Below are 3,378 nucleotides of genomic sequence, written 5' to 3'. Positions count from 1 at the left end.
GGCCGCGCGGTGGCCCGGAAGCCGGCCGGGGCGGACCGGTCCGTCCCGCCCCAGGAGCCAGCGGCGGCTCCGGCGTCCGTGGCCGCGCTGACGCCGGTCGCCTGATCCGGGAAGCGACCGCGCGCGTGTTTGAGACGGCCCGGCACGGGAATGGGCCAAGGGTGCTTCGGACAAGAGGCGCGCCCGTGGGAGCTCCGCTCCGGGTGCCGCCTGTCCGGCGGAGGCTCCCACGGCGGTCCTGACAGGCGACGCCGAGGAGTGAACACCATGGCCGGTGCCCGAGAGACTGCCCCCGCGCGACACCGGGACGCACCGCCGGAAACGGCGTCCTTCCACCGCCTGCGGGCCCTCCCCGACGGCCCCGAGAAGGACGAACTGCGCCGCGCGACCGTCTGCGCCTGGCTCCCCATGGCCCACCGGCTGGCCTCGCGGTTCCGCGACCGCGGTGAGCCCCTGGACGATCTGCGCCAGGTGGCGGCGATCGGCCTCGTCAACGCGGTGGACCGGTACGACCCGGCCCGCGGCAAGGCGTTCGAGACGTACGCCGTCCCCACGGTGGTCGGCGAGCTCAAGCGCCACTTCCGGGACCACACCTGGGACGTCCATGTGCCGCGCCGGGTCCAGGACCTGCGCAACCAGGTGCGGGTGGCCCGCCGCGACCTCGCCCAGGCGCCGGGCGGACGACTGCCGACCGAGGCGGAGATCGGGGCCGCGACCGGGCTCTGTGCCGAGGACGTACGGGCCGGTCTGGAGGCCCTGGACAGCTACCGCACGCTGTCGCTGGACGCCGAGGTGCCCAGGGCCGAGGACGGGTCGTGCCTCGCCGACACCCTGGGTCTGTGCGACCACGCCCTGGACGTCGCGGTCGACCGGGAGGCCGTGAAACCGGGGCTGCGCCGTCTGCCGGAACGCGAGCGCACCATCCTCTACCTGCGGTTCTTCCGCGACATGACGCAGGACCGGATCGCCGAGGCGCTCGGCATCTCGCAGATGCACGTCTCCCGGCTGATCGCCCAGTGCTGCGAGGAGGTGCGCAGGCAGGCGCTCCAGGAGGCGGCCGGTCAGCCGACGTAGCGCCGCGCCGTCCCTTGCCGCTGGGCACGTTCCAGGGCGGCGAGCCGCCGTTCGATGTCCGGTGGGACGGGCCTGCGCCGGCGCAGTACCCAGGGCAGCCCCCGCGCGGCGTGGGCGAAGGCGCGCAGCGAGGCCCGGTCCCTGGGAACGGTGACCAGCAGATACAGGGTGCGGCGGAGCGCGGAGCCGGCCGGGCGGCGCAGCCAGGTGAACCAGAGGGTGTTCCGCAGTCCGAGGACGCGCCGGGCGGTGCTGTCGCGGACCGGGGACGCGGCGTGGTGGATGACCATCTCGGGGACGTACGCGAGCCACCACCCCGCTCGCATGAGGTCGGTGGCCATCAGCTCCTCCTCGCCGCCGAGCCAGAGCCCCGGGTGGAAGCCGCCCGCCTCGCGGAACGCCTCGGTGCGCATGACGGTCGCCGCCGCCAGGAACGAGCCGATCGCGGGGCCGGGCAGCCATGACGGGCCGGTGAGCGGGGAGTCGCGCAGTTCGGCGACCACGGGGTCGTCCTCGCCGGCGGGCTCGACGACGATCCGCGCGGTGACGGCCGCCAGGCGCGCGTGGGCGTCGAGCCGGTCGGCCGCGATCCGCAGGGCGCCCGGGTCCCACCAGGTGTCGTCGTCGCAGAACGCCACGTACGGCGTGCGGACCTGCTGGACGGCGAGGTTCCGGCCGACGGCGCCCAGGTTCCGGCCGGGGGTGAGCAGCCGCACGTCCGGGAAGTCCCGGGCGACGGCCTCGGCCGTGCCGTCCGGTGAGGCGTTGTCCGTGACGATGACGGCAGGCCGCTCCGGAAGCCGGCCGAGCAGGCGCAGGGTGCGCAGCAGCTCGTCACGGCGGCCGTGCGTGATGATCACCACGGTGACGCGGGGGTCGGGTGCGGGTGGGGCGCCGGGGCTCATCGGTCGTCTCCGTTCGGCGGGGCGCTCTCCAGGAGCCGGATCTGGCTCTCGACCCAGGGCGGCAGCTTCCTGCGCCCGCGCAGGGCGGCGGGGAGCCGTGCCAGGGCCTGGCGCAGGGCGGGTCCGGCGCCGGGCCGGCCACGGGCCCAGCCGCGGGTCAGCCGGGCGGTCTCGCGCAGGGCGACCGGGAGGGGCCGTCTCAGCCAGGCCGTGAGGAGCGCGTTGCGGAGGACGGCGACGGTGCGGCCGGGCCGTTCCCCCGGCTCGGGTCCGTGGTGGGCGACCAGGGTGGGCTCGTAGACGACTCCCCAGCCCGCGGCCGTGAGGTCGTACGCGAGCAGGGTCTCCTCCGCGCCGAAGAAGAGGAGGCCGTGGTAGCCGCCCGCGTCGAGGAAGGCGGAGCGGCGGACGACCGCCGCGCACCCGAGGAAGCCCAGCACCGGCGTTCCGGGCAGGTCCGCGCGGCCGGGGAGCGGCGAGGCGGCGAGCACCCGGTTGAGCGGGTCCGGCTCGCCCGTGGGATGCACCAGAACGCGGGAGGCCAGCAGGCCCAGCTTCGGATGGGTGGCGAAGAGGGCTTCGGCGCTCTTGAGGGCACCCGGCTCCCACCAGGAGTCGTCGTCGCTGAAGGCCACATAGGGCGTGGTGGCCCGGCGCGCGGCCAGGTTGCGGCCGAGGGCGCCGGTGTTGCGGCCCGGGGAGAGCAGCCGCGCACCTCCGGGGTGGCGGCGCACCGCTTCGCCGGTGCCGTCCGTCGATCCGTTGTCGACCACGAGGACGGGCGGTCTCTCCGGCAGGGCGGCCAGCCGGTCCAGGGTTCTGACCAGGCTCTCGCGGCGGTTGCGCGTGATGATCGCGACGGTGGTCCGGCCCTCCCCCTCGGCCGGTCCGCGGGCGGCCTCAGCCATGCCCGGCCGCCTCCTCCGCCGCACCCCGGTACAGGGCGGCCAGGGCGCTGCCCAGCACCTCGTCAACGGTGATGCGCAGGAGCAGCGGGTCCGGTGTGGCGGCGTGCGGGTCGCCGGGCGGGCCCGGGTGCCAGAGCGCGGTGTGCCGGCGGTCCGGGGGCGGGCCCCAGAGCGAAGGTGCGACCGGGCCGAACAGGGTGACGGACCGGGTGCCGTGCGCGAAGGCGAGGTGGGCCGGTCCGGTGTCGCCGCTGACGAGGAGCGCGGCGCGGGCGACGAGTGCGGAGAGGCCGTCGAAGGTGAGGGTGCCCGCGAGCACGTCGGCGGGGTCGAGTCCGGCGCGTCCGGCGACCTCGGCGCACAGTTCCTCCTCGCCCGGGCCGCCGCTGACGACGACGCGGTGTCCGGCGTCCCGGAGCGCCGTCGCGACGGCCGCGTACCGCTCGGCGGGCCAGCGGCGCGCGGGGGCGTCGGCGCCCGGGTGGAGGACC

General features: G+C 76.4%; 4 protein-coding genes. 1 reads left to right on the top strand and 3 read right to left on the bottom strand.

The window, feature by feature from the left end; genetic code table 11:
* Nucleotides 1-267 precede the first annotated feature (267 nt).
* Nucleotides 268-1,074, top strand: coding sequence for a SigB/SigF/SigG family RNA polymerase sigma factor (locus G3I41_RS13400; protein ID WP_164400440.1), 807 nt, complete (start codon nucleotides 268-270; stop codon nucleotides 1,072-1,074).
* On the opposite strand, the gene G3I41_RS13395 is transcribed toward G3I41_RS13400, so the two are convergent.
* From G3I41_RS13395 to G3I41_RS13385, 3 genes are all read right to left on the bottom strand, one after another.
* Nucleotides 1,062-1,979 (bottom strand): glycosyltransferase, encoded by a 918-nt coding sequence (locus tag G3I41_RS13395; protein WP_164400439.1) that lies wholly within the window; start codon nucleotides 1,977-1,979, stop codon nucleotides 1,062-1,064. The two genes, G3I41_RS13400 and G3I41_RS13395, sit on opposite strands and share 13 nt — an antisense overlap.
* Nucleotides 1,976-2,887, bottom strand: coding sequence for a glycosyltransferase (locus G3I41_RS13390; RefSeq protein WP_164400438.1), 912 nt, complete (start codon nucleotides 2,885-2,887; stop codon nucleotides 1,976-1,978). Before G3I41_RS13390 ends, G3I41_RS13395 begins: the two co-directional genes overlap by 4 nt.
* The coding region (locus tag G3I41_RS13385; RefSeq protein ID WP_164400437.1) for a glycosyltransferase family 9 protein at nucleotides 2,880-3,378 on the bottom strand (499 nt) is incomplete at its 5' end. The genes G3I41_RS13385 and G3I41_RS13390, both read right to left, overlap by 8 nt.

The sequence above is a fragment of the Streptomyces sp. SID9727 genome, from assembly GCF_010550605.1.
Taxonomy (GTDB): Bacteria; Actinomycetota; Actinomycetes; order Streptomycetales; family Streptomycetaceae; genus Streptomyces.
This window is presented reverse-complemented; position numbering and strand designations above follow the sequence as displayed.

Coding starts and splice junctions, on each gene's coding strand:
- G3I41_RS13400 (WP_164400440.1), top strand. CDS start 268: ATGGCCGGTGCCCGAGAGACTGCCCCCGCGCGACACCGGGACGCACCG.
- G3I41_RS13395 (WP_164400439.1), bottom strand. CDS start 1,979: ATGAGCCCCGGCGCCCCACCCGCACCCGACCCCCGCGTCACCGTGGTG.
- G3I41_RS13390 (WP_164400438.1), bottom strand. CDS start 2,887: ATGGCTGAGGCCGCCCGCGGACCGGCCGAGGGGGAGGGCCGGACCACC.